This window comes from Kitasatospora sp. NPDC001664, from assembly GCF_053596675.1.
Map to the genome: position 1 here is coordinate 23535 of NZ_JBSFGS010000010.1, position 22109 is coordinate 45643.

General features: G+C 75.0%; 18 protein-coding genes and 2 riboswitches. Of the genes, 3 read left to right on the forward strand and 15 right to left on the reverse strand.

Features of this window, described 5'->3' with window-relative positions:
• Positions 1 to 88 precede the first annotated feature (88 nt).
• From ACWCYY_RS15785 to metE, 6 genes are all read right to left on the reverse strand, one after another.
• Complete coding sequence (locus ACWCYY_RS15785) at positions 89 to 916, reverse strand: ECF transporter S component (RefSeq protein ID WP_449796313.1); 828 nt, start codon at positions 914 to 916, stop codon at positions 89 to 91.
• Positions 913 to 2556 (reverse strand): ABC transporter ATP-binding protein, encoded by a 1644-nt coding sequence (locus ACWCYY_RS15790; RefSeq protein ID WP_449796314.1) that lies wholly within the window; start codon positions 2554 to 2556, stop codon positions 913 to 915. Before ACWCYY_RS15790 ends, ACWCYY_RS15785 begins: the two co-directional genes overlap by 4 nt.
• Entirely contained in the window at positions 2553 to 3758 is a 1206-nt protein-coding gene (locus ACWCYY_RS15795; protein WP_449796315.1) for an energy-coupling factor transporter transmembrane component T, read from the reverse strand. The genes ACWCYY_RS15790 and ACWCYY_RS15795 overlap by 4 nt, the downstream gene beginning before the upstream one ends.
• Positions 3755 to 4732: a hypothetical protein gene (locus ACWCYY_RS15800; RefSeq protein WP_449796316.1), complete on the reverse strand. Its 978-nt coding sequence runs from the start codon at positions 4730 to 4732 to the stop codon at positions 3755 to 3757. Before ACWCYY_RS15800 ends, ACWCYY_RS15795 begins: the two co-directional genes overlap by 4 nt.
• A complete protein-coding gene (locus tag ACWCYY_RS15805; RefSeq protein ID WP_345284562.1) occupies positions 4729 to 6249 on the reverse strand; it encodes a prenyltransferase/squalene oxidase repeat-containing protein in 1521 nt (506 codons plus the stop codon). Before ACWCYY_RS15805 ends, ACWCYY_RS15800 begins: the two co-directional genes overlap by 4 nt.
• A 366-nt stretch (positions 6250 to 6615) precedes the next feature.
• Positions 6616 to 8925, reverse strand: coding sequence for a 5-methyltetrahydropteroyltriglutamate--homocysteine S-methyltransferase (metE, locus tag ACWCYY_RS15810; protein ID WP_449796317.1), 2310 nt, complete (start codon positions 8923 to 8925; stop codon positions 6616 to 6618).
• A gap of 139 nt (positions 8926 to 9064) precedes the next feature.
• A riboswitch (cobalamin riboswitch) is annotated at positions 9065 to 9303 on the reverse strand.
• A 210-nt stretch (positions 9304 to 9513) separates the two neighbouring features.
• On the opposite strand from metE, the gene ACWCYY_RS15815 reads away from it, so the two are divergent.
• Positions 9514 to 10689 carry a serine hydrolase domain-containing protein gene (locus ACWCYY_RS15815; RefSeq protein ID WP_345284559.1) on the forward strand — a complete coding sequence of 392 codons (1176 nt, stop codon included), beginning with the start codon at positions 9514 to 9516 and terminating at the stop codon, positions 10687 to 10689.
• 42 nt (positions 10690 to 10731) lie between these two features.
• On the forward strand, positions 10732 to 11880 hold the full coding sequence (locus ACWCYY_RS15820) for a serine hydrolase domain-containing protein (protein ID WP_449796318.1): 1149 nt from the start codon (positions 10732 to 10734) through the stop codon (positions 11878 to 11880).
• A 170-nt stretch (positions 11881 to 12050) separates the two neighbouring features.
• Here the strand turns inward: ACWCYY_RS15820 and ACWCYY_RS15825 are convergent, their stop codons facing one another.
• The 3 genes from ACWCYY_RS15825 to ACWCYY_RS15835 all read right to left on the reverse strand — a co-directional run bounded on the left by ACWCYY_RS15825 (position 12051) and on the right by ACWCYY_RS15835 (position 15327).
• Entirely contained in the window at positions 12051 to 12497 is a 447-nt protein-coding gene (locus tag ACWCYY_RS15825; protein WP_449796319.1) for a flagellar hook-length control protein FliK, read from the reverse strand.
• Positions 12498 to 12517: 20 nt separating this feature from the next.
• On the reverse strand, positions 12518 to 13567 hold the full coding sequence (locus ACWCYY_RS15830; protein WP_449796320.1) for a peptidase: 1050 nt from the start codon (positions 13565 to 13567) through the stop codon (positions 12518 to 12520).
• A 99-nt stretch (positions 13568 to 13666) separates the two neighbouring features.
• Positions 13667 to 13785, reverse strand: a riboswitch (cobalamin riboswitch).
• Between the two features lie 33 nt (positions 13786 to 13818).
• On the reverse strand, positions 13819 to 15327 hold the full coding sequence (locus ACWCYY_RS15835) for an MFS transporter (RefSeq protein ID WP_449796321.1): 1509 nt from the start codon (positions 15325 to 15327) through the stop codon (positions 13819 to 13821).
• A 98-nt stretch (positions 15328 to 15425) separates the two neighbouring features.
• Between ACWCYY_RS15835 and ACWCYY_RS15840 the strand changes: the two genes are divergently transcribed.
• Complete coding sequence (locus ACWCYY_RS15840) at positions 15426 to 15926, forward strand: MarR family winged helix-turn-helix transcriptional regulator (protein ID WP_449796322.1); 501 nt, start codon at positions 15426 to 15428, stop codon at positions 15924 to 15926.
• Positions 15927 to 16009: 83 nt separating this feature from the next.
• Here the strand turns inward: ACWCYY_RS15840 and ACWCYY_RS15845 are convergent, their stop codons facing one another.
• From ACWCYY_RS15845 to ACWCYY_RS15870, 6 genes are all read right to left on the reverse strand, one after another.
• The gene (locus tag ACWCYY_RS15845) at positions 16010 to 16672 is read right to left on the reverse strand and encodes an NADPH-dependent F420 reductase (protein WP_380149924.1); all 663 of its coding nucleotides are present in this window, start codon (positions 16670 to 16672) and stop codon (positions 16010 to 16012) included.
• A gap of 36 nt (positions 16673 to 16708) precedes the next feature.
• Complete coding sequence (locus ACWCYY_RS15850; protein WP_345284550.1) at positions 16709 to 17581, reverse strand: aldo/keto reductase; 873 nt, start codon at positions 17579 to 17581, stop codon at positions 16709 to 16711.
• A gap of 158 nt (positions 17582 to 17739) precedes the next feature.
• A complete protein-coding gene (locus ACWCYY_RS15855) occupies positions 17740 to 18204 on the reverse strand; it encodes a hypothetical protein (RefSeq protein ID WP_449796323.1) in 465 nt (154 codons plus the stop codon).
• Between the two features lie 112 nt (positions 18205 to 18316).
• Positions 18317 to 19981 (reverse strand): ATP-binding cassette domain-containing protein, encoded by a 1665-nt coding sequence (locus ACWCYY_RS15860; protein ID WP_449796324.1) that lies wholly within the window; start codon positions 19979 to 19981, stop codon positions 18317 to 18319.
• Positions 19978 to 21798, reverse strand: coding sequence for an ATP-binding cassette domain-containing protein (locus ACWCYY_RS15865; RefSeq protein ID WP_449796325.1), 1821 nt, complete (start codon positions 21796 to 21798; stop codon positions 19978 to 19980). Before ACWCYY_RS15865 ends, ACWCYY_RS15860 begins: the two co-directional genes overlap by 4 nt.
• A gap of 81 nt (positions 21799 to 21879) precedes the next feature.
• On the reverse strand, positions 21880 to 22005 hold the full coding sequence (locus tag ACWCYY_RS15870; protein ID WP_345284545.1) for a SapB/AmfS family lanthipeptide: 126 nt from the start codon (positions 22003 to 22005) through the stop codon (positions 21880 to 21882).
• Positions 22006 to 22109: the final 104 nt, after the last annotated feature.

Consider the following 22109-nt stretch of genomic DNA (forward strand, 5'->3'; position numbering starts at 1 on the left):
GGCCGGTCGCGGCGGCCGTCAGGACCGGCAGCAGCTCGGGCAGGGCGGCGACGAAGGCGGGGAGCTCGGCCGGGGCGGCCTCCCGTGGTCAGGTGCCGTCCGGCTCGGGCGGGGTGAAGCGGACGGGGGCCTCGAAGGCGGCGCGGCGGGCGGCGCGGCGGAAGACGGTGAGCAGTGCCGGGCCGGTGAGCAGGATGCACACGCCGGTGGTGACGGCGCGTCCGGTGTCCCAGCCGAGCGAGGTGGTGAGGTCGAAGAGCAGGTAGCGGTGCCACTGCTCGGTGAAGGGCAGGCCCGGCAGGTAGGCGATGGAGCTGGTCGGGTCGAGGTTGAAGGGCCAGAAGGAGAGGTTCAGCAGGAAGCCGAAGAGGTAGCCGGAGAAGGCGCCGTAGACCGCGAGCATCGCGGCCTCGGCCCTGCCGCGCAGCGGGGGGAGCAGTCCGGCCAGCAGGCCGACGAAGGCACAGCCGAACATCTGGTACGGCATCCAGGGGCCGACGCCGCCGGCGAGCAGCGCGGAGGCGAACAGCGAGGTGCAGCCGAGCACGAAGCCGAAGCCGGGGCCGAAGACCCGGCCCGCGACCACCAGGACGAAGAAGACCGTCTCGACCCCGGCGGTGCCGGCGCCGAGCGGGCGGAGTCCGGCGTTCACTGCGGAGAGCACGCCGAGCATGGCGAGCGCCTTGGCGTCGATGCCTCCGGCGGAGATCTCGGCGATCACCACGGCCAGCACCAGGGCGAGCAGGGCGCCGAAGACCAGCGGGGGCGCGTAGGCGGAGCCGAACTTCCCCGGGGCGACGACGAAGGGCCAGAGGAAGGCGACCAGGCCGATGGCGGCGGCCAGCGTCACCGCGATCCTGGCCCGGCCGGGGATCCGGACGGCGGCGGGCAGGGCGGGGGCCGCGGGGAGGGTCATCGGGCGGCCTCCGCGGGGGCGAGCGCCCGGGCCACCTGACCGGTGGTCAGGTAGCGGAGCGGGGCGAGGACCTTGGCGGTCTGCGGGGCGAAGGTCGGTGAGGCGACGATGACCTCGTCGGTCGGGCCGTCGGCGACGATCTCGCCCTCGGCCATCACCAGCACCCGGTCGGCGGAGGCGGCGACGAACTCCACGTCGTGCGTGCAGACCACCACCGCCCGTCCCTCGGAGGCCAGTTGGCCGACGATGGTGGTGAGTGCGGCCTTGGCCCGGTAGTCCAGGCCACGGGTGGGCTCGTCCAGCAGCACGACCGGCGGTGCGGCGACCAGCTGGATCGCCAGCACCAGGGCCAGCTTCTGCCCTTCGGAGAGGTCGCGCGGGTGGCTGCGGTCCGGGATGCCCGGGGTGAGCCGGTCCAGGATCTGCCGGGCTGTGGGGCCCTCGTGGTCGCGGGCCGCGTCGCGGTCGGCCTGGTCGAGCTCCTGGGCCACGGTCTCCAGGTAGAGCAGGTCGGTGGGTGTCTGCGGGACCAGGCCGACCAGGCGGCGGGCCTCGGCGGCGGACACCTTCTTCGGGTCGGCAGGGCCCGCGCCGTCCCGGATGACCCGGACGGTGCCGCCCTGGCGCGGGCCGGAGCCCTGGAGGGCCCACAGCAGGGAGGACTTGCCGGAGCCGTTGCGGCCCATCAGGGCCGTCACCTCGCCGGAGCGCAGCTCCAGCGAGGCCTCACGGACGGCGACCACCCGGCCGTGCGTGACCACGACCTGATCGGCGGTCAGCACCGGCTCCCCACCCCCGGGTCGCTCGCGTACCGGTGGAACGGGGAGCCCGGTCAGCCGTTCGCGCAGCGGGGCGGCGGCCCGGCGGGCGTCGCGGACCGAGAGCGGCAGCGGCCGCCAGCCCGCCAGGCGGCCGAGCTCGACCACCGGCGGGGCGATCTCGGTCTCCTCGAAGACCTCGGCCGGCGCCCCGTACCGGACGGTGCCGTCGCCGGGCAGGTGGAGGACCCGGTCGGCGTACTGGACCACCCGCTCCAGCCGGTGCTCGGCCAGCAGCACGGTGACGCCCAGGTCGTGCACCAGCCGGGTGATCGCGGCCAGCACCTCCTCGGCGGCGGTCGGGTCGAGTGCGGAGGTCGGCTCGTCCAGGACCAGCACCCGGGGGTGGGCGGTGAGCACCGAGCCGATGGCGACCCGCTGCTGCTGGCCGCCGGAGAGCTCGCTGAGGCCCCGGTGGCGCAGGTCGGCGAGGCCGAGCAGGTCCAGGGTCTCCTCCACCCGCTTGCGCATCACGGCCGGCTCGACGGCCAACTGCTCCATCGCGTAGGCGAGTTCCTCCTCAACGGTGTCGGTGACGAAGCCGGCCAGCGGATCCTGGCCCACCACGCCCACCACGTCGGCGAGTTCGCGTGGCGGGTGGTGGGCGGTGTCCCGGCCGTCGACGGTGACCCGGCCGCTGAGGGTGCCACCGGTGAAGTGCGGGACCAGGCCGTTCACGGTGCCGAGCAGGGTGGACTTGCCGCTTCCGGTGCGGCCCACCACCAGGCAGAGCTCGCCCTCGGGGACGGTCAGGTCGACGCCGTGCAGGACGGGGCGGTCGGCGTCGTGGTAGCGGACGCCGACCTGGTCGAAGCGGATCATCGGGTCACCTCGGAGGGCGTGCGGCCGCCGACGGTGGAGGGGCGGCCGGCGGGAGCGGTGGTGGCGATCGCGAGTGGGCGGCCCGGTGGCGGGGAGAGCACTCCGGCCAGTGCCGCGAGCAGCAGGGCGACCACCGGGACGGCCGGCAGGGTCGGCCAACTCAGCGGGTGGAGCGAGGGGTTGAGCTCGGTGGCGTCGTAGCCGACGCTGACGCGGAGCAGGACCGCGGCGGCCACCCCGCAGAGGCTGACGGCCCATTCGGCCGCCCGCCAGGGATCCGGCCGGTAGCTGGTGCGCCGGATCCGGCGTCCGCCCAGCAACAGGCCGCCGACGCAGAGCGCCGAACCTGCGGCGAGGGCAGGCAGGCCGAGCAGGGCCGGGGCCGTGCCGTCGAGCAGCCCGTACATCCCGGCACACAGGCCGCACATGCCCAGCAGCATCAGGGCCCCGGTCATCCGCCGGGAGGCCCGGGTGGCGGTGCCGGCCCGGCCGTAACCCCGGGAGTCCATCGCGGCGGCGAGGTGCATCGAGCGCTCCAGCGCGTCCTCCAGCACCGGTACGGCGATCCCCCGCAGGGCCCGCAGGCCCTTGCTCCGCCCGGCCCGCAACCGCCGTGCCCGGAAGACCCGTTGGACGCTCTGCACCAGCTGTGGCGCGACGCTGAGCGCGACGGTGACGGCGACCCCGAGCTCGTACAGCGCGCCCGGCAGTACGCGCAGCGCGCGCTTGGGGTTGGCGAGGGTGTTGGCGGCGCCGATGCAGCAGAGCAGACAGGCCAGCCGAAGCCCGTCGGTGGCGGCGGACAGGACGGCCTCCAGGGAGACCGGTCCGCCGATCTGGACGCCCGCGTACCAGTCCGGGGTGGGGACGCGCGGGAGGGAGAACAGCAGGTGGTCGCGCGGGGTGATGCCGGTGGCGAAGACGCAGCGGAAGGTGACCCGGACGGCGACCACGGTCAGCGCCAGCCAGAGGTAGTACTTGAAGCCGCGGGCCCACGGCGTTTCGGTGCGGCGGGAGGTGACCACGAAGCCGAGCACGCCGAGCACAAGGAACAGCAGCAAGGGGTTGGTGGTGCGGCTGGCGGCGGTGGCGAGCGCGAGGGCCCAGATCCACCAGGCGACGGGGTGCAGGTCCCGGGGGATCCGCCCGGCGACCGGGGCGAACCCCTCGGTGGACTTGACGGGTCGATCCACCGCGCTCACTCCGCCCGGCGCCGTCGGCGCAGTGCGGTGACGGCGGTGGCGGTGCCGAGCACGAGCACGAGGGCCGCACCGACGACGGCCGGGACCATCGAGTCCGTCGGGCGCGGGGCGTCGGCGGCCGGGGCGGCGTCGACGGGGGTGGGGCTGGAGGCGGAGGGCGCCGGGACGTCGGTGGGAGTGGGCGTCGGTGAGGTTGGGTCGGAGGGAGGGGAGGGCGGCGGTTCGACGGAGGTCCCGGGGACGGGGGTGGCGCCGTCGGGAGTGGCGGAGGGGGCGGGAACTCCCGTGGTGGGTGGTGCGGTTGGCGAGGTCGTGGGCTTGGTGGCGCCAGGTGCGGGCTGGGTGGCGGTGGGGCCCGTGGTGGTGCCGCCGGAGGCCGGTGGCGGTGGCGTCGTGGTGGTCGCCGGGGCGCCACCGGGGGTGGTGTTGTGGGCACGGACGCTGTCCGGGGAGATGGCGGGCCTGCCCTGGGTGCCCGCGAGGTCGGTCTTGCCGTGGACCCACAGCTCGACGCTGCCGGGCAGCGGCCTGTGGCTGACCGCGCCCAGCTGACTGTAGGTCCAGGTGTTCTCGCCGGGATCGGCGTACCAGTAGGACCAGTACGCGGTGGTGGGCGAGGTCTGGACGCACCTGTCCTGCTCGGGCGTCGGGTAGCCCCGGCCCCCGTCGTGGCCGCTGTAGCCGATCCGGCAGATGAAGGCCGGCCCGTCGTGGCTGGTGCCGGTGGACTTCCAACCGCCTTGGTTCAGCAGGGTGTAGCCCGTGGTGGGGGTGGTGCCGCAGGAGCGCAGCAGCGGGCCGCCCCAGGGCCCGAAGTCGACCGCGAGCACCACGCCGCTGGTGGTCGTGCACTGGTCCAGCGGCAGGGGCGTGGCGGCGGCCGGGGTCGCGCTCCAGCCGAGGGCCAGGGCGAGGAGGGCCCCGGCGGCGGTGCCGGGCAGGCCGGGGCGGCGTGGGCGTGCGGGGCGGATCACCGGTGCTTCCCGGAGGGCGAGGCGGTCCTGCGGCGGAGGGCGACCAGGATCGCGGCACCACCTACCGTCAACAGGATTGCGGGGGCGAGGAGTTCGAGTGCTCGGGTGCCGGTCCGGGCCAGGTTCGTGGTCGGCGGTCCACTCTGGTCCGGGGCCACGCCCGCCGGGCTCGTCGCGGTAGGGAGCGGCGTGCTGGTGCTGGGGGCGGGGGTGGGCGAGGCGGGGTCGCTCGGGGAGGGGGAGGGCGACGAGGAGACCGATGCCGATGCCGAAGCCGAGGCAGAGGGGGAGGCGGACGGGGACGGCGATTCGGAAGCTGAGGGCGAGGGCGAGGGCGACGGCGAGGGCGACGGCGAGGGCGAGGGTGAGGCGGACGGCGACGGTGAGGTGCCCGGGTCCGTGGGGGTGGTGCCGGGGACTCGCCGGAGGGTGCCGAAGGACCTCCCGGTGACCCCGCCGAGGGCCTGGGCGGAGGCCCGGACGTCCGAGCCCGGCTGTCCGGCGGAGGCGACGTCGAAGCCGCCGTCGGGGTTCTGCCGGTCGGCCAGGAACTCGACGGCCTTGCCGACCCGTGCCGCGTAGAGGTCCTGGCGCAGGCTCAGGCCCTGGACCGCCAGGGCGGCGGAGTTGGTGGAGTTCCCGGCGGCGCCGGGGAAGCCGCCGTCGGGCGCCTGGGTGGCGGCCAGCCAGCTCAGGCCCTGCTCGACGGCCTTGGTCGCCTCGTCACCGGGCACGAGGGAGAGGGCCATCAGCGCCATCGCGGTGCTGTCCACGTCGGCGGCGGCGGTGGCCGGGATCAGGCTCGGCCAGGAGCCGGCCGGCTGCTGCAGGCTGCGCAGGTAGGCGATGGGTGCGCCCGCGCCCTGGATGTCTCCGGCCCTCAACTGCGCCATGACGCCCAGGGATTGGGCGAAGACCGAGCCGGTCCAGGTGTAGTTGCCCGGTGCCGCGCAGCCGAGTGCCTCGTCGGCACGGGCGCAGACCGCCCCGTCCAGGGCGGCGATCAGGTCGTGGCCGCCGAAGTCGCGCGGGTCACGCCCGACGGTCTCGGCGAGCAGGGCCACCTTGCCGAGGGAGCCTCCGGCGGCGCCCTCGGTACCGATGCCGGTCCAGTCGTCGACCGTGAAACCGGTGCCGTCCCGGCCCCCCTGGTCGAGGAAGTCGGCGATCCGGAGCAGCGCGGCGTCGTCGGCGCCGGTCGCCGCCAGCGCGAAGGCGGTGTCCAGGGTGAGTCCGAAGTCGGCGGACCCGGAGTCGGGGAAGGCCTCGTGGTAGTGGCCGTCGAGCAGCCGGGCCGGGTCGGTGAGGTAGCGGGCGCCCTTGGCGAGGTCGGGCGTGCGGGCGGGCGGATCGGCGAAGGCGCTGCCGGGGTGGCCGAACAGCACGGTGGCGGCGGCCGTCACGGCGAGGAGGCTGGCGAGCAGGGCCGAGGCCGGACTCCGGGCCCCGTACCCGCCACCGCCCGTGCCGTCGCCCGCGCGACCGGCCCTGCCGCTGCTCCTGCTGCTGACCCTCACGGTGACTCCCTGGTCGGTCGACGAGGGGTGCCGGCGCAGCCGACGGGCCTGCCCGGGGAGCGGGCGATCCCGTCTGGACCGCGTCGTAGTCCGCGACGACGCACGTATAGCTGACGAACGTCCCGGCGCAGGCATTCCGGCTCACCCGCCCGGTGGGCGGGTCCACGGTTGCGGGTCAGCGCCGGAGTCGGACCGGCTTCCCCTGACGCCAAGGGTGGAAAGGCGGTCCATCAGACCACGGTGCGGTCAAGAGCGTCAACGATGTGTCAGATCGCTTGGGGCGCACCGTGATCGGGGTCACGGCGGTCCCTCCGGGGCGGGTGCGAGCGGTACACGGCGCCGCCCGCACCCGCCCCGGAAGGGCGGTCAGGCCGTCAGCTCCGCCCGTACCGTCCGGGCGGCCTCGACCAGGTTCTCCAGGGAGGCCCGGGTCTCGGGCCAGGCGCGGGTCTTCAGGCCGCAGTCGGGGTTGACCCAGAGCCGATCGGCCGGGATCGCGGCCAGGCCGGCGCGGAGCAGGGCGGCGGCCTCCTCGGCGGAGGGCACCCGGGGGGAGTGGATGTCGTACACGCCGGGCCCGACCTCGCGGGGGTAGCCGGCTCCGGAGAGCTCGTGGGCGACCTCCATGTGCGAGCGGGCCGCCTCCAGGGAGATCACGTCGGCGTCCAAGTCCTCGATGGCACCGAGGATTTCGCCGAACTCGGCGTAGCACATGTGGGTGTGCACCTGGGTGTCGGCGCGGACGCCCGAGGTGGTGAGGCGGAACGCCTCGGTGGCCCAGGCGAGGTAGGCGGCACGCTCGGCCTCGCGCAGCGGCAGGGTCTCGCGCAGGGCGGGCTCGTCGACCTGGATGACGGCGGCTCCGGCGGCCTCCAGGTCGGTGACCTCGTCGCGCAGGGCGAGGGCGATCTGGCGGGCGGTGTCGCCGAGCGGCTGGTCGTCGCGGACGAAGGACCAGGCGAGCATGGTGACCGGCCCGGTGAGCATGCCCTTGACCGGACGGTCCGTCAGGGACTGGGCGTAGCGCTGCCATTCGACGGTCATCGGGGTCGGGCGGGAGATGTCGCCGGCCAGCACCGGCGGGCGGACGTAGCGGGTGCCGTAGGACTGCACCCAGCCGTGCTGGGTGGCGAGGTAGCCGGTGAGCTGCTCGGCGAAGTACTGGACCATGTCGTTGCGCTCGGGCTCGCCGTGGACCAGGACGTCGAGGCCGGCCTTCTCCTGGTACTCGATCACCTCGCGGACCTCGTCCCGCATCCGCTCCTGGTAGGCGGCCGCGTCGATCCGGCCGGCCCGCAGGTCGGCCCGGGCGATGCGGAGTTCGGCGGTCTGCGGGAAGGAGCCGATGGTGGTGGTGGGCAGCAGCGGCAGGGCGAGCCTGGCCCGTTGGGCCGCGGCCCGCTCCGGGTAGGCCTGCCCGCGGTGGGCGTCCGCCTCGGTGGTGGCCGCGACCCGGGCCCGGACGGCCGGGTCGTGGGTGATCGGGGAGCCGGCCCGGGAGGCCAGGTCGGCGCGGTTGGCGGCGAGTTGGGGCGCGATGGTGTCGGCGCCCTCGCGCAGGCCGCGGGCGAGCAGGCTGACCTCGGTGGTCTTCTGGCGGGCGAAGGAGAGCCAGCGGGCGATCTGCGGGTCGATGTAGGGCTCGGCGGCGGCGTCCAGCGGGACGTGCAGCAGCGAGCAGGACGGGGCGACGTCCACCCGGTCGGCCAGGCCGAGCAGGGTGGCCAGGGTCGCGAGCGACTTCTCCAGGTTGTTGATCCAGATGTTGCGGCCGTCCACCACTCCGGCGACCAGGCGCTTGCCGGGCAGGCCGCCGACGGCGGCGAGGTCGGCCAGGTTGGCGGCGGCCGGGCCGGTGAAGTCGAGGCCGACGCCCTCGACCGGGGCCTTGGCGAGGACCTTCAGAGCGTCGCCGACCCGGTCGAAGTAGGTGGTGACCAGGATCTTCGGACGCTCGGTCAGCGCGCCGAGGTCGCGGAACACCCGGGTGGCGGCGTTGAGTTCGGCCGGGGTGCGGTCCTGGACCAGGGCGGGCTCGTCGAGTTGGACCCACTCGGCGCCGGCGGCCTTGAGCTCGGCCAGCAGCTGGGCGTAGACCGGCAGCAGGCGGTCGAGCAGGGTGATCGGCTGGAAGTCGGAGGCCACGCCGGGTGCGGGCTTGGCGAGCAGCAGGTAGGTCAGCGGGCCGAGCAGGACCGGGCGGCCCTTGTGGCCGAGCGCGATCGCCTCGCGGAGCTCGCCGACCGCCTTGGCGGAGTTCGCCGCGAAGACCGTGTCCGGACCCAACTCCGGCACCAGGTAGTGGTAGTTGGTGTCGAACCACTTGGTCATCTCCAGCGGAGCGACGTCCTGGTTGCCACGGGCCATGGCGAAGTAGCCGTCCAGCGGGTCGGCCTGCACGGCGGCACGGTGACGGGCCGGGATCGCGCCGACGGCCACGGTGGTGTCCAGCACGTGGTCGTAGAACGAGAAGTCCCCGGTGGGGACTTCGGTGATGCCCACGCCGGCGAGACTGCGCCAGTTGGCGCACCGGAGTTCGGCGGCGGTGGAGTGGAGGGCGTCGGCGGTGACGGTGCCCTTCCAGTAGCCCTCGATCGCCTTCTTCAGCTCACGGTTCGGCCCCTGCCGGGGGTAGCCGTGGACGGTGGCCTGCGAGGCGGTGGTGCTGGTGGTCACGGAGACTCTCCTTCGCGAGTCGCGCTGCGATCCCGGGAGGGCGCGCGGGCGAGGAGGTGTGACAGTGCGGACGCGGCACCAGGATGTGCCCGTCCGTTCCGTCGACCCGCCCACGAGGTCACCGAGATCACCGCGTGCGGGGTGCACGCGGGCAGTGGCAGGTCTTCGGACTCGCGGGCACGTCCGTCCTGGACAGGGCGGACTCCTAGTGGCCGTCGCTTCCCGGGCCCGTCACGGGCCCAGTGCGTGTGACGGCGGTCGTTCCCACTCACCGCTGCGGGGCAGTCCCGGAATGGCCAGATGAAAGGCGTCACCGGGTTCCCTCTTGCGACGCACCTGACCGGCTGTCAGGGCGAACCGACTGCGGTCCCCACCCTAGGCCCCCGCGCCGGTCCTGTCCCGCACGTCCGCATGTCGGAAGCGGCTTCGAGACGGGCCCAGGACCACGGTCCCGGGGGCGGGCCCGCCCCCGGAGCACGTTCCCGGAGGTCATCTCGTCCCGGGCGACGACGGATTGACGGTCCGTCGGATGGTCCTCTGGAAGGGCGCCGGGACGAGGTCCGGCGCCCGAACCGGAGGGGCCCGACGATGAACGAGCACGCACCGCAGCAGCACCGCCCGACCCGCGGCACCACCCGCCGCACCACCCGCCGAGGGGTGGCCGCCGCCGTCACCGCCGCGACCGCCGCCGCCGTGCTGGCCGGGGCCCTGGCACCGGCCGAGGCCTTCGCCGGCCCACGGCCGGACGCCGTGCAGCAGCGCCTGGACGCCCTGGTCAAGAACGACGGCGTGCCCGCCGCCCTGGTGACCGTCAAGGGCCGCGACGGCCGCAGCCGCACCTACACCGCCGGTGTCGGCGACGCGGTCACCAAGGCCAAGGTGCCGGTGGACGGGCAGGTGAGGATCGGCAGCAACACCAAGGCGTTCACCGCCGTGGTGATCCTCCAACTGGTCGCCGAGGGCAAGGTCGGCCTGGACGCGTCCGTCGACACCTACCTCCCGGGCCTGGTGCGCGGGGACGGCATCGACGGCCGGAAGATCACGGTCCGTCAGCTGCTCCAGCACACCAGCGGCCTGCCCGAGTACGTGAACCAGGGCGCGGTCCTGAGCGACCCCGGGCGCTACTACGAGCCGCGCGAACTCCTCGACGCCGCGCTGGCCCAGAAGGCCCACTCCGCCCCCGGCACCCAGTGGGAGTACAACAACACCAACTACCTGCTGGCGGGCCTGATCATCCAGAAGGTCACCGGGCGTCCGCTCGGCGAGGAGATCACCAAGCGGGTCATCGACCGGATCGGCCTGCGGCACACCTACTTCCCCGCTCCCGGGGACCGGACGATCCACGAGGCCCACCCCAAGGGGTACCAGCGCACCGCCGACGGCTCGCTGCGCGACTACAGCGAGCTGGACCCGTCCTGGGGCTGGGCGGCCGGCGCCGTCGTGTCGACCAACAGCGACGTCAACCGGTTCTACGGCGCGCTGCTGGCCGGCCGCCTGCTGCCCGCGGCCCAGCTGGCCGAGATGCGCACCACCGTCCCCGCCGAGGCGATCGGCCCCGGTGCCCGCTACGGGCTCGGGCTGGTCAGCCGACCGCTCTCCTGCGGCGGCCTCGCCTGGGGCCACGGCGGGGCGATCCCGGGCTTCGAGACCGTCGGCGGCGCCACCGAGGACGGACGGGCCGTCAACGTCGCGGTGACCACCATCCCGAACCCCGAGACCGCGAAGCGCGTGGAGCAGGTGGTGGACGCGGCGCTCTGCCGCTGACCCCCGCCCCCCGCACAGTTCCCCCGCACCAGTGGAGTCCTGATGAACCAACACGCCCTGCAGCGGCTGCGGTACGCCGTGACGGCGACCGCCGCCGCCGGGCTCGCCCTGACCGCCTTCGCCCCGGCCCCGGCCGAGGCCTCCGCCGGGCCGCGCCCGGACGTCGTGCAGCAGCGCCTCGACGCGCTGGTGAAGGACGACGGGATGCCCGCCGCCCTGGCCACCGTCAAGGGCCGCGACGGCCGCAGCCGCACCTACACCGCCGGTGTCGGCGACCTGGCCACCGGCGCCCGGGTCCCGGTGGACGGGCAGATCCGGGCCGGCAGCAACACCAAGGCGTTCACCGCCGTGGTGGTGCTCCAGCTGGTCGCCGAGGGCAAGGTCGCCCTGGACGCGTCCGTCGACACCTACCTGCCCGGCCTGCTGCGCGGGGACGGCATCGACGGACGGAGGACCACGGTCCGTCAGCTGCTCCAGCACAGCAGCGGCCTGCCCGACTACATGGACGCCCCCGCGCTGGCCGACTTCACCACCATCCAGTACCGCTACTTCGAGCCGCGTGAACTCCTCGACGGGGCACTGGCGCAGCGGGCCCGGTTCGCGGCCGGGACCTCCTGGGAGTACAGCAACACCAACTACCTGGTGGCCGGCCTGCTGATCCAGGAGGTCACCGGCCGCCCCTACGGGGAGGAGGTCACCAAGCGGGTCATCGACCGGATCGGCCTGCGCCGCACCTACGTCCCGGCGGTCGGCGAGACCGCCATCCGGGAGGCCCATCCGCACGGCTACCTGCGCACCGCACCGGGCGCGCCGCTGGTCGACTACACCGCGATGGACGCCTCGATGGCCTGGGCGGCGGGGGCGGTGGTGTCCACCAACTCCGACCTGAACGCCTTCTACGGCGCACTCCTGACGGGCCGTCTGCTGCCCGCCGCCCAGCTCGCCGAGATGCGCACCACCGTCCCGGCCGAGCTGTTCGGCCCCGGGGTCCGCTACGGCCTGGGCATCCAGAGCCGGCCGCTCAGCTGTGGCGGGCTGGTCTGGGGCCACGGCGGCACCTCCCCGGGCCACCGCACCCGGGGCGGCGCCACCGAGGACGGCCGGGCCGCGACCGTCACCGTCACCACCGTCCCGGACGCGGCCGCCGGGCAGCGGGTGGTGGACGCGGTCGACGCGGCCCTCTGCCGCTGATCGCGCCGGTCGCGAGCCACCCCCGCCCGGTCTGCGGAGCCCCGTGCTCCGCAGGTCGGGCGGGGGCCGACCCTCTTCCGGAACTTGCCTTATCCACAGTGGTGGTGTGCCAAAAAAGGTGCCCACTGATCGCGGCCCGGTCGGCCGGGGCACCGGCGGATGACGTGGCGTCAGGGGGCGGTGATGCCCGGCTGGGTGCCGGCGCCGAAGGCCCAGCCCTCGACGTCGCCGGGGGCGGGGTTGTAGCTGCCCGCGCCCAGGGTGCTGTAGACCCAGGGGGTGCCGTGCTGGGCGTGCCAGTAGGACCAGTAGGCCGAGCCGCTGGGAGCGGTGCAGGTGGTGGGCAGGGCGTTGATCTTGCAGACGTAGCCGGGGAAGCGCGGGTGGAAGGAGTAGGAGAAGCCCGCTCCGGTGAGCGCCGCCAGGCCGCTGGCCGGGTCGCCCGGAGCACAGCCGGTCTGGATGCCTCCGCCGACGGCGGTGAAGTCCACCACCACGGTGACGCCGGAGGTGCCGGAGCAGGCGGCGGCCTGGGCGGGGGTGGCGGTCACCACGGCGGAGGCGGCGAGCAGCCCGGCGGCGAGGGCGGTCGCGCCGAAGGTTCTTCTGGTGGGCATGGTCCTCGGGCTCCTTCGGGTCAGCGGCAGGCGAGGGCGGGGGCGTCCGGGCGGGCGCCGTGCGCGGAGAGGGTGGCCAGCGAGGCGCCGGAGAGGCCGAGCACGGCCTGGGCGGTGGCCCGGTTGGCGGTGGCGGCGTTGAAGCCGGTGGCGTCGTAGGCCACCGCGCCGCGGCTGACGGCGGTGGCGGAGCAGCCCTGCTGGAGCTTGACCAGGCTGGACCAGCCCTTGAGGCCGGCGGCGTAGCGGCCGCCCGAGAGCAGGGCGGCGGTGGCCAGGCCGGTGCTGTTGGCGTTGGAGGCGGTGGCCCCTGCGGCGGCGAAGCCACCGTCCGCGTTCTGGTGCGCCGTCAGCCAGCCGAGGCCCGAACCCGCCTTCGCGGTCCGGCCGGTGGCGGCCAGTGCCTGGACCGCGAGGGCGGTGGCGTCCGGGTCGGCGGTGCAGGTGCTCTGGCCGAGGGCGACCGGGAAGCCGCCGTCCGCGCACTGGGTGCCGGCCAGGAAGTCCACGGCGGCGGCCGGGGCACCGGCCGGGGTGCGGTGCAGTGCGAGGACGGCCAGGGACTGGCCGAAGGTGTTGCTGTAGTCGCCCCACTGGGAGCGGTCCGCGAACCGGCCGGACGGTGCCTGCAGCCCGCGCAGCCGGGCCGGGAGGTCCACCCCGCCGAACGAGGCCGGATCGGCGCCGCGGACCTGGGCGGCCAGCAGCAGCTTGGCGGTGGCACCGGCGTAGGCCTCGGTGGTGCCGTCCCCGAGGTAGCCGGCGGTGTTGGCGGGCTGGGCCAGCCAGGCGGTGGCCCTGGCGGCGGCCTGGTCGGAGCTCCGGGAGGCGGCGAAGGCGAGCACCGCGTCGACGGTCAGGCCCTGGTCGGGGTAGGCGACGCCGTCGAAGACCGATTCGAGGTGGTCGCCGTTCACCAACTGGCGGGCCAGCCATCCGGCCGCGGCGGCGTCCGGCCGCAGGGTGGCGCCGCTTCCGGCGGTCGCCGAGGCGGTGGTGGCGGGCAGAGCGGCGGTGAGGGCGAGCGCGGATATCGCGAGCAGACCCAGGGAGCGGCGGAGCGCGAGCATGAACTGCCTTTCCGGGCCTGGACGCAGGGGCCCGGCGGCGCCGCCCCTGATGCCGGGCAGCCCGCGAGGCTCCGGCCCGCAGACCACGACGGGAGGAGTGGGCACACACCTCCGCCGCCGGGTGTCCGGGCTCGCCACCGACCGGGGCCGGCGGCCTACCGTTGCGGGTCAGCGCCGGCTTCGGACCGGCTTCCCCCAACGGCGGAGTCAAAGATCTGACGGCCCATCATCCCGGCGCCCCGGAGCCGGGGTCAAGGACGGGTCACCGGCTGCCGCGTCCCGGCGGAGACGGGGAGGGCCCCGTGCTGCTCCTCCTCGGGCCGGGCCGCGGCGGGGAGCAGGAAGGTGATCGCGAAGAAGGCCGCGAGCAGGCAGGCCTGGACCAGCAGGGCGTGCTGGAAGCCGGTGGAGAAGTCTCCGGTCCCGGCGCGGGCGAAGAACACCGAGCCGAAGACGGCGACGCCGATCGAGCCGCCGACCGCCTGGACCGCGGAGAGGACACCGGAGGCGGAGCCGATCTCCTGGTCGTCGACGGCGGCGAGCACGAAGCCGAACAGGGCGGCGATCACCATCCCGGAGCCGATGCCCGCGATCGTCACACCGGGGAGGACGTCCACGATCGAGAACGGGGCCGCGTCGAGGCCGTCGAGTTCGTACCAGAGCAGCCCGGCGCCGAGCAGCTGCACCGCGGGCCCGACCTGCAGCACCCGGCGGCCGATCCGGTCGGCGAGGAACGCGCCGCTGACGGCGCCGCCGATCGCGGTGCCGACGGCCAGCGGCAGGTTGCCGAGCCCGGCTTCGCCGGCGGTGTAGTGGTGGCCGATCTGGAGGTAGAGGGTCAGGACCAGCTGGGTGCCGACCAGTCCGCAGAAGAACAGGGCGATGCCGCCGAGCCCGACGGTGAAGGCCGGCTTGCGCAGCAGGCCAGGGGTCACCAGCGGTTCGCGGCCCGCCGCCGCCGTCCGGCGCTGCTGGGCGGCGAACAGGGCGAAGCCGGTCGCGGCGGCCGCCATCGACAGCCAGGTCCACAGCGGCCAGCCGTCCTCCTGACCCTGGTTCAGCGGTAGCACGAGCAGGGCGCAGGACGCCGCCACCAGGGCCGCGCCGGTGGTGTCGACGCGCACGCCGCGGTCGCCCGGCCGCCCCGGGACGGACTTCGCGGCGACCAGCAGGGCCGCGAGGCCGATGGGCAGGTTGACCAGGAACACCGACCGCCAGCCGAGACCGAAGAAGTCGCCCTCGATCAGGAAGCCGCCGAGGACGGGGCCGATGATGCCGCCCATTCCGAGGACGGGGCCGAACACCGCGAAGACCTTGGTGAGTTCGGGGCCGGAGAAGTTCTCCCGCAGCAGGCCCAGGCCCTGGGGCAGCAGCATCGCCCCGGCGGTGCCCTGGAGCAGGCGGAAGGCGATCAGTGGCCCGGTGTCGGGCGCGAGGGCGCAGAGCAGCGAGCAGACGGTGAACGCGGTCAGGCCGATCAGGAACATCCGGCGCCGGCCGTAGCGGTCGCCGAGCCGGCCACCGAGCACCAGCCCGGCGCCCAGGGTCAGGGTGTAGCCGCCGATCACCCACTGCAGGCCGGTCGGACCGGCCCCCAGCGAGGCCTCCAGGTCGGGCCCGGCGACGTTGACGATCGAGGCGTCGAGCAGGTCCATGACCTCGGCGACGAGCATCGCGACCAGGACCAGCCAGCGCCGACGGTGGGGCCCGGCGGTTTCGCCGTGGGTGGCGGACGGGTTGTCCACGCGAGATACCTCCATGGTGAAGTAGTTTCATGGTGAAGGTAAAGCGGGGGCGGTAGGTTGTCAAAGCGCGGCCACCCGGACCGCGGGGAAGAGAACGGCGGAGGGCCGCCGGCATGGAGGAAGCCGTGGACGACGGTGTCGCGCAGCAGCGGGAGCGGTTGACCGAATCGCTGCGGGTCTACGGGGGCCACTACGCCGAGCTCGGACGGCGCTTCGCCGCCTGGCTCGGCCTGCACTCCACGGACGCGACCGCGCTGCTGGAGATCGCCGCCGCCGAGGAGCGCGGCACCCCGCTGTCGCCGGCCCGCCTGAGCGAGCGGATCGCCCTGTCCACGGGCGCCACCACCGCGCTGCTCAACCGCCTCGAAGCGGCGGGGCACATCACCCGGGCCCGCGAGCGCACCGACCGACGCATCGTCACCCTGCGCAGCGGCGCGCACATCCACGAGCGCGCCGACGAGTTCTTCGGCCCGCTCGGCCGCCGCCTGGACGCCACGATGGCGCACTACCCGCCCCGGCTGCTGGAGCAGTTCGAGGCGTTCATGGCCGACCTGAACGCGACCGTGGACGGCCACCTCAGGGACGGGGACGCGGGGGCCCCGCCGTCCCCCTGACCGGTGGCCCGCACGGGCGCCCGGGTACGGCTCCGGGCCGGGACGCGTGGGTGCGCCCCGGCCCGGGAGGGAGTGACGGCGGGTCAGCCGCGGAAGTTCTCCGGACGCTCCGGGGAGGCCTCGGCGAGCGCCTTGGTGACGGCCTCGACGCCGGCCCGCAGGCCGTAGACGGGGGTGTCGGGCTGCTGGCGCCAGGACTCGTCGATGGTGCCGGAGTCGACGCTGTCGAAGCCGAGGGTGTCGATCAGCTCGCGGACCAGCTGCTTGGCGGCCGCGTCGTCGCCGGCCACCGGGAGGGCGAGCCGGTCCGGGTCGCCGGCGGGAAGGGGACGGTCGAGGATGTCCTGGGCGTAGGTGCCGTTGAAGGCCTTGACCACCGGGTGGCCGAGCTGGCGCTCCACCCAGCGGCTCTCGGTGACGCCCTCGTCCTCGATGCCCGCGATCCGGCCGTCGCGGTTGCGCGGGTAGTAGTTGTTGGTGTCGATGACCACGAAGCCCTCGGCCGCGCCGGCGAACAGGTCGTCCGGCAGGTCGGGGATGTTCTTCAGCGGGATGGTCACCACGACCAGCTCCGCACCGGCCGCGGCCTCGGTGGCGAGGACGGGGGTGGCGCCGGTCTCGGCCGCCAGGTCGGAAAGCGTCTCCGGGCCACGGGAGTTGGCCACCGAGACCTCGTGGCCGAGGGCGCTGAGGCGGCGGGTGAGGTTGCCGCCGATGTGGCCCGCGCCGATGATGCCGATCTTCATGGGGTGTGCTCCGTGTCTGTCGGTCGGGGAGGTGGGTCAGGCCAGCGCGCTGAGCTCGGCGAAGTCCGCGTCGTCCAGGGTGACCAGGGCGCCGCCGAGGTTCTCCTCCAGGTGGGCCACCCGGGAGGTGCCGGGGATCGGCAGCACGACCGGCGAGCGGCGCAGCAGCCAGGCCAGCGCGAGCTGGGCCGGGGTGGCGTCGAGGCGGGCCGCGATCGAGTCCAACTTGCTTCCCGGGCGCGCGAGTTCGCCGGTGGCGATCGGGAACCACGGGATGAAGGCGATGCCCTCGGCCGTGACGTGGTCGAGCACCCGCTCGGAGCTGCGGTCGACCAGGTTGTAGCGGTTCTGCACGGAGACGATGGTGGCGTGCTTGCGGGCCTCCTCCAGCTCCTCCACGGTGACCTCGGAGAGGCCGAGGTGGCGGATCTTGCCCTCCTGCTGGAGCTGCGCCAGCTCGCCGAGCTGGTCGGCGAGCGGCACCTGCGGGTCGATCCGGTGCAGCTGGTACAGGTCGATCCGCTCCAGCCCGAGGTGGCGCAGGCTCAACTCGACCTGCTGGCGCAGGTACTCGGGCCGGCCCACCGGGTGCCAGCCGTTCGGGCCGGTCCGGGTCAGGCCGCCCTTGGTGGCGATCACCAGGTCGTCGGCGTACGGGCGCAGCGCCTGGCGGATCAGGTTCTCGCTGATGAACGGGCCGTAGGAGTCGGCGGTGTCGATGAAGGTCACACCCAGCTCGACCGCGCGGCGCAGCACCCGCACCGCCTCCGCCGGGTCCTCCGGATCGCCCCAGACCCCGGGCCCGGTGAGGCGCATCGCGCCGAAGCCGAGCCGGTTGACGGGAAGGTCGCCGCCCAGGGCGAAGGTGCCCGAGGCGTCGGCGGGACGAGAGGTGGACGAGGTGCTCATGGAGCACTCCAATCGGTCGGTCTCACGGTGCGTCAGCGGTCCGACGGGCGCCGTGCTGCCCGTCACGTGGATGCCGAACCGAGACCTGCCGGGGAATGTTCCCGTGTTGCGGCAGCATTGCGGTGCTCCGTTCAGTCGCCCGGACGGAGCCGCAGCCGTCAGGACTTGGTCTTGGAGAGCCGGTCGATGCTGATGGTCAGCGCGCTGTACGCGCTCTGCGCCTCGGCGGCCTCCGAGAGCTTCGGGCCGCCGGTCAGGCCGGTCGCCTTGTTCTGCACGCAGTTGGTGGCGGTGCGCTCGGTCTCGTCCAGCGCCTTGGACCAGTACTTCTGGGCGGTCTCGTCGGGAATCTCGCGGTACGCCTTCGCCGCTGCGACGTGGTCGAGCACCTCCTTGCAGCCCGCGATGACGGTGCTGCCACCGCCCTGGCCGCTGAGCTGTATCAGCTTGCGGATGTCGGTGCCCAGGGTGACGGTGTGCTCCTTGCCGCCCTTGTCCACCCAGCTCTTGAAGGAGTCGTCGTCGGAGGAGGAACAGCCGGCCAGGCCGGCCGAGAGCAGGGCTGCGGTGGCCAGCGCGAGCGCCCCGCGCAGGACCGGGCGGGGGTGGATCTCGACGGTCATGAGTGGGCACGTCCTTCGTCTCGGAGCCTGGGCGGCATCGGAGCTGACAGCCTGTCAGGTCCGGGTGACATGTCGCAGCTCCTTCCCGGCTCCGGCCGCCGGTGCCGGCCGCTCAGCCGGTGATCCGCCAGGCGGTCCGGTCGAGGTGGAGGACCCGGTCGGCGCGGGCGGCCTGGGACGGGTGGTGGGTGATGGTGACGATCGCACCCGGGCGTCGGCGCAGCGCGTTCTCGACGTGGAGGGCGGCCGCGGCGTCGAGGTGGCTGGTGGCCTCGTCGAGGACGAGCAGGCGTGCCGGACTGAGGAAGGCACGGGTCAGGGCGAGGAGTTGGCGCTCGCCGGGAGAGAAGGCGGCGGCCGGGAGCACGGTGTCGAGGCCGCCGTGCCGGTCGGCCAGGTGCGCCGCGCCGAGGGTGCTCAGGGCCTCGGTGAGTTCGGGGGTGGAGCGGGGCGGGCCGGGCCAGCTGAGGTTGGCGCGCAGGGTTCCGGTGAAGACGTAGGGGTCCTGGGGCAGCAGGGTGCGAAGGGCGGCCTGCTCCTCCGGGAGCAGCGCTTCGGCGGGCAGACCGGAGAGCAGGACCTCGCCCCGGTCGGGCGGGAGGATGCCGGCCGCGACGGCGGCCAGGGTGGACTTGCCGATGCCGGAGGGGCCGACCACGGCGAGGGACCCGCCGTCCTCGATCGTCAGGTCGAGGTCGGTGAAGACCGGTTCGGCGTGGGCCCCGTAGGAGAAGGCGGCGCCGCGCAGTTCGAGGGCGGGCGCGCCGGGGACCGGTACGGCGTGGGCGTGCGGGGCCGGGGGTACGACGGCGGACGTGGTGGCGGCGAGGCGGCCGGCGGCGACGGTCATCCGCAGCCAGGACGGGCCGAGGCCCTGCATCAGCAGGCGCACGGCGGGCTCCAGGGTGCCGAGCAGGTAGGCCAGCGCTCCCAGCAGGCCGCCGGGAGTCAGGCCGTGGCGCAGCAGCACGGGTGCGGCCAGGACCAGGACGGCGAGCGGGCCGTGCACGCCGAGGGCGACCAGCAGGTGGCGGACGGCGGCGAGGCGGGCCAGCCCGCGTCCGGCGGCCTCGTTGGCGGCGATGTCGGCCAGGATCCGGTCGAGGGCCCGCTGCTCGGCGCCGCAGGCGACCAGGTCGCGCAGGGCCGTCGTGGCGTCGAGCGTTGAGGAGGCCAACTCCTCCTCCGTGACGAAGAGTTCGCGCTGCCGTCGGGCCATCCGGGGGGTGAGGGCGGCGAAGGTCAGCAGCGCCAGCAGCAGGGGCGCGGCGACCGGCGGCACGGCGGCCGGGGCGAGGGCGGCCGTGCCCACCAGGACGGCCGCGACGGTCAGCAGGAGGTGCGAGACCAGCAGGAGTTGACCGGCCAGGCCGTCCCGGACCGCCTCCACCTGGCGGGTCACCTGGGCCACCGCCAGGGCCGCCGCGCCGTCGCTGTGGCCGCGTGCGCCGGTGGCACGGCGCAGCAGTCCGGCCGAGGCGGTGGTCAACAGCCGGTCCCTGGCCGGTTCGACGGTCCGGGCGAGCGGGCCGTAGGCGCGGCGGGTGGACCAGGCGGAGAGCAGTGCGGCGGCGGCGAAGAGGCCCAGCCAGGCGGCCGCCCGGCCGGGGCGGTGGGCGAGGAAGCCCTGGTCGACGGCGAGGGAGAGGGCTTTGCCGGAGAGCGCGGCGGGGGCGGCGGAGAGCACGGTCCAGCCGGCCAGGGCCACCAGCTCCCGGGTGCTGCCGGTGAGGGCGGAGCGGAGCAGGGTGAGCGCGGGGCGGGGTGAGGCGGTCATCGGCGGCTCCCCGGCGCGACTGACGGCTGGACGGCGGATTCGGCCGACGGTGCGGCGGCGGGCTGCTCGGCGGGCGGAAGGGGCGCAGCTGTCGGTGGCGTAGGTCCGTCGGGGGTCTCGACGGTGAACAGCGCGCGGTACTCGCGCCGTGCCCACAGCACCCGGTGCGGGGCGACCGCCCGTATCCGTCCACCCTCCAACCACGCCACCAGGTCAGCCCGTTCGGCGATCGCGGCGCTGCGGGTGGTGGTGAGCCTGGTCCGCCCGGCGGCGTGCACCGCGAGGGCGTCCAGGACGGCGTCCTCGGTGGCCCGGTCCAGGCTCGCGGTGGCGTCGTCCAGGACGAGGAGGCGGGCGGGGCGGCAGAGCGCCCGGGCCAGGCCGGTCCGTTGGCGCTCGCCGCCGGAGAGCGGGGCGTCGGCCATCGGGGTGCGGTAGCCGAGGGGGAGGCGGCGCAGGAAGGCGTCGGCCCCGGCGGCCCGCGCGGCCCGCTCCAACTCGCCTTCGCCGGGCGCAGGTCGGCCGAGGGCCAGGGCCTCCCCGACGGTTCCGCCGTAGAGGACGGGGTCGGCGAAGGCGACCGCGACGGCGTCGCGCAGCCGGTCCGGCCGGACGGCGCCGAGGTCGGCTCCGTCCAGCCGTACCCGGCCGGTGTCGGGGGCCGTGAGCCCGGCGGCGAGGGCGGCCAGTGCGGAGGTCGCGCTGTCGTCCGATCCCACCACGGCGACCCAACTCCTACCCGGCACCGTGAGATTGAGGCCCACCAGCAGCGGCGCCAGCGCCACCTCGTGGAGCTCCAGGCGGCCCGCCCCGGCCGGCAGTGGCCGGACTCCGGCCAACGGCGCCGGTGCGGCGGTGAGTTCGGCGATCCGGACCGCGCCCGATCGGGCCCGGGCCAGGTCCAACAGGCTCTGGGCGGCGCCGAACCCGCCCAGCCCGACGGTCGCGTAGGCCAGCGCGGCGGCCAGTCCGCCGGGGCTCAGCCGCCCGGCCGCCAGCTCGGCCCCGGCGGCGGCCAGGACGGCCACGTGGGTGGCGGGCGCGAGCAGCCCGACCTTCCAGGCGGTCTCGCGCTGGCTGGACCAGAGGCCGTGACCGTGTCGCGACATCTCCGGCAACGGGCCGAGCACACGGGCGAGTTCGGTCTCCTCGGAGCCGGCGGCGCGGATGCTCCGCGCGCCCCGGAGGGCCTCGACCAGGCGGTTGGCGATCTCGCCCTGCGCCACCTGGTACGCCTCGCCGTGGCGGGCGGTGCGGCCGACCTGACGGCGCACCAGCCACCACCCCAGCGGGGCGGCCACCAGGAAGGCGAGGGCGGGCCACGGGGCGAGCAGGAACAGCCCCGCCACGGCGCCGAGTCCGGTCACCAGCTGGGCGGCGGTGTACACCACGGCGGCGCCGGCCAGCCCGGCCAGCGGGGCGCTGCCGGTCAGCCGGGCCGCGAGGTCTCCGGCCGCCGGGCGCTCGCCGGTACGGGAGCCGACCGGGCCGGGCCCGGCGGCGGCCAGGTGGCGCACCGTCGCCCCCCGCAGCGCGGCCGTGACGGCGGCTGCCCCGCGCGGCGCGGCGAACTGGGCGGCCGACTCGGCGAGCGCGAACACCGCGACCAGGAGGACCAGTTGGGCCCCGGCGGACATCCCCGCCCGGTGGTCGTCACCGGCCAGGGTGCGGTCGACCGCGCGGGCCAGGGTGCGCGGCAGCAGCAGGGTGCAGGTGGTGCTGGCGGCCACGGCGAGGGCCAGCAGCGCGGTCCAGCGGCGGCCCAGTCGGAGGACCGGACGGAGGGGCGAGGGACGGGAGGTGCGCGGCAGCGGCACGGGCGCTCCTGGGTGGCAGCGACGGAGAGCGGGAACGCCGGAGCCGGCCGTGCGGCGGACCGCACGGCCGGCGGGGGTGGATCAGACGCAGAGCACCGTGCTGACGGTGCTGTTGGTGCAGTTCACCACGGACAGGGAGCTGATGACCGAGCGGTACTCGGTGGTCTCCTCGGGGGTCTCCAGGGCCTGCAGGTCGAGGATCGCCATGGCTGTCTCCTTCGGTACTGGGTGGAGCGTGGGCTTCCCGGCGGTCGCCGGAAACTGGTGGGGCGGCATGACCCGGCCGCGACGGGGCCGCGGGCCCGGAGGCC

What these genes read in the sequence shown, in the direction of transcription:
- ACWCYY_RS15785 (WP_449796313.1), bottom strand. Translation starts at nt 916, where the DNA reads ATGACCCTCCCCGCGGCCCCCGCCCTGCCCGCCGCCGTCCGGATCCCC.
- ACWCYY_RS15790 (WP_449796314.1), bottom strand. Translation starts at nt 2,556, where the DNA reads ATGATCCGCTTCGACCAGGTCGGCGTCCGCTACCACGACGCCGACCGC.
- ACWCYY_RS15815 (WP_345284559.1), top strand. Translation starts at nt 9,514, where the DNA reads ATGAACGAGCACGCACCGCAGCAGCACCGCCCGACCCGCGGCACCACC.
- ACWCYY_RS15820 (WP_449796318.1), top strand. Translation starts at nt 10,732, where the DNA reads ATGAACCAACACGCCCTGCAGCGGCTGCGGTACGCCGTGACGGCGACC.
- ACWCYY_RS15825 (WP_449796319.1), bottom strand. Translation starts at nt 12,497, where the DNA reads ATGCCCACCAGAAGAACCTTCGGCGCGACCGCCCTCGCCGCCGGGCTG.
- ACWCYY_RS15830 (WP_449796320.1), bottom strand. Translation starts at nt 13,567, where the DNA reads ATGCTCGCGCTCCGCCGCTCCCTGGGTCTGCTCGCGATATCCGCGCTC.
- ACWCYY_RS15835 (WP_449796321.1), bottom strand. Translation starts at nt 15,327, where the DNA reads ATGGAGGTATCTCGCGTGGACAACCCGTCCGCCACCCACGGCGAAACC.
- ACWCYY_RS15840 (WP_449796322.1), top strand. Translation starts at nt 15,426, where the DNA reads ATGGAGGAAGCCGTGGACGACGGTGTCGCGCAGCAGCGGGAGCGGTTG.
- ACWCYY_RS15845 (WP_380149924.1), bottom strand. Translation starts at nt 16,672, where the DNA reads ATGAAGATCGGCATCATCGGCGCGGGCCACATCGGCGGCAACCTCACC.
- ACWCYY_RS15850 (WP_345284550.1), bottom strand. Translation starts at nt 17,581, where the DNA reads ATGAGCACCTCGTCCACCTCTCGTCCCGCCGACGCCTCGGGCACCTTC.
- ACWCYY_RS15855 (WP_449796323.1), bottom strand. Translation starts at nt 18,204, where the DNA reads ATGACCGTCGAGATCCACCCCCGCCCGGTCCTGCGCGGGGCGCTCGCG.
- ACWCYY_RS15860 (WP_449796324.1), bottom strand. Translation starts at nt 19,981, where the DNA reads ATGACCGCCTCACCCCGCCCCGCGCTCACCCTGCTCCGCTCCGCCCTC.
- ACWCYY_RS15870 (WP_345284545.1), bottom strand. Translation starts at nt 22,005, where the DNA reads ATGGCGATCCTCGACCTGCAGGCCCTGGAGACCCCCGAGGAGACCACC.